Annotated in this window: 3 protein-coding genes; all 3 read left to right on the forward strand. The window is 51.3% G+C overall.

The window, feature by feature from the left end; genetic code table 11:
- Positions 1–34 precede the first annotated feature (34 nt).
- From rpsF to rpsR, 3 genes are read left to right on the forward strand one after another with little or no spacing between them, the layout of a single operon-like run.
- Positions 35–331 (forward strand): 30S ribosomal protein S6, encoded by a 297-nt coding sequence (gene rpsF / locus KQI64_RS04775; protein ID WP_216523591.1) that lies wholly within the window; start codon positions 35–37, stop codon positions 329–331.
- 44 nt (positions 332–375) lie between these two features.
- Complete coding sequence (locus tag KQI64_RS04780) at positions 376–906, forward strand: single-stranded DNA-binding protein (RefSeq protein WP_216523592.1); 531 nt, start codon at positions 376–378, stop codon at positions 904–906.
- 47 nt (positions 907–953) lie between these two features.
- Positions 954–1,193 (forward strand): 30S ribosomal protein S18, encoded by a 240-nt coding sequence (gene rpsR, locus KQI64_RS04785; protein ID WP_216523593.1) that lies wholly within the window; start codon positions 954–956, stop codon positions 1,191–1,193.
- Positions 1,194–1,227: the final 34 nt, after the last annotated feature.

A 1,227-nucleotide genomic window follows, 5' to 3' on the forward strand; every position in this document is an offset into this window, starting at 1 on the left:
GGCCGCCATTAAGTCCAGAAGGAGGTGCAAAGAAATGGCAGTAACAGCAAATTATGAGACCGTCATGGTCGTCTCCATGAAGAAGGGCGAGGAAGCCGTTCAGTCCGTTGTGGAGAGATTCAAGACACTCATCGAGCAGAACGCCACTTTGAAGAATGTTGACGAATGGGGCAAGAGAAAGCTTGCTTACCTCATCAACAAAGAAAGCGAAGGCTATTATGTTCTCTTTGACTTTGAATCCACCGCCGAGTTCCCCGCGGAGCTTGACCGTAAGTTCAGGATCAATGAAGATGTAATGCGTTCAATGATCATCAAGAAAGAAGACGAATAAGCAAATTGTAGGGCGAAAGCCTGAACGTGAAAGGAACAAGTATTATGTTGAACAGAGTGATTTTAATGGGCAGACTTGTGTCTGACCCCGAACTGAAAACCACACCCACGGGTGCCAGCGTGACTAATTTCAGAATTGCCGTTGACCGCAGCTATGTAAAGCAGGGCGAGGAGCGCAAGGCTGATTTTATCGACATCGTGTGCTGGAGACAGACCGCCGAGTTTGTCTGCCGTTATTTCGGCAAGGGCGCGATGATCGCCGTTGAAGGTCAGCTTCAAACAAGGACCTATCAGGCGAAGGACGGCACCAACCGTTATGTGGTAGAGGTCGTAGCCGACAACGTTTCCTTTACCGGCGAGCGCCGCGACAACAACTACGGCGGCAACCAGTCTTACGGAAACCAGTCTTACGGCAACCAGTCCTACGGCGGACAGTCTTACGGCGCGCCCGCGCAGCCTCAGTATCAGGCTCCGGCGCCTCAGTATCAGGCTCCCGCACAGCCCCAGCCCTCGTATCAGAGCGGCTCGAACGCTGATTTTCAGGACATGCCCCTCGACGACGACCTGCCGTTTTAATTAAATTGTAACGTATTTGAATAATCTCATTGAAAGGAGAACCGACAATGGCTGAAAGACCCAACAACCGCGGCAGAAAGTCCCGCAAGAAGGTTTGCGGCTTCTGCGTTGATAAGGTAGAGCACATTGATTATAAGGATATCGCGCGTCTTCGCCGCTACATGTCCGAAAGAGGAAAGATCCTTCCCCGCCGTGTGACAGGTACCTGCGCAAGACATCAGCGTGACCTCACAACTTCCATCAAGCGTGCGCGTCACCTCGCTCTGCTTCCCTATACAGCAGACTAAGCGATTATTGATTAACAACTAAGGACAGGCTTCA

The organism is Lachnoclostridium sp. MSJ-17, assembly GCF_018918205.1.
Lineage (GTDB): Bacteria > Bacillota > Clostridia > Oscillospirales > Acutalibacteraceae > Ruminococcoides.

Coding starts and splice junctions, on each gene's coding strand:
- rpsF (WP_216523591.1), top strand. CDS start 35: ATGGCAGTAACAGCAAATTATGAGACCGTCATGGTCGTCTCCATGAAG.
- KQI64_RS04780 (WP_216523592.1), top strand. CDS start 376: ATGTTGAACAGAGTGATTTTAATGGGCAGACTTGTGTCTGACCCCGAA.
- rpsR (WP_216523593.1), top strand. CDS start 954: ATGGCTGAAAGACCCAACAACCGCGGCAGAAAGTCCCGCAAGAAGGTT.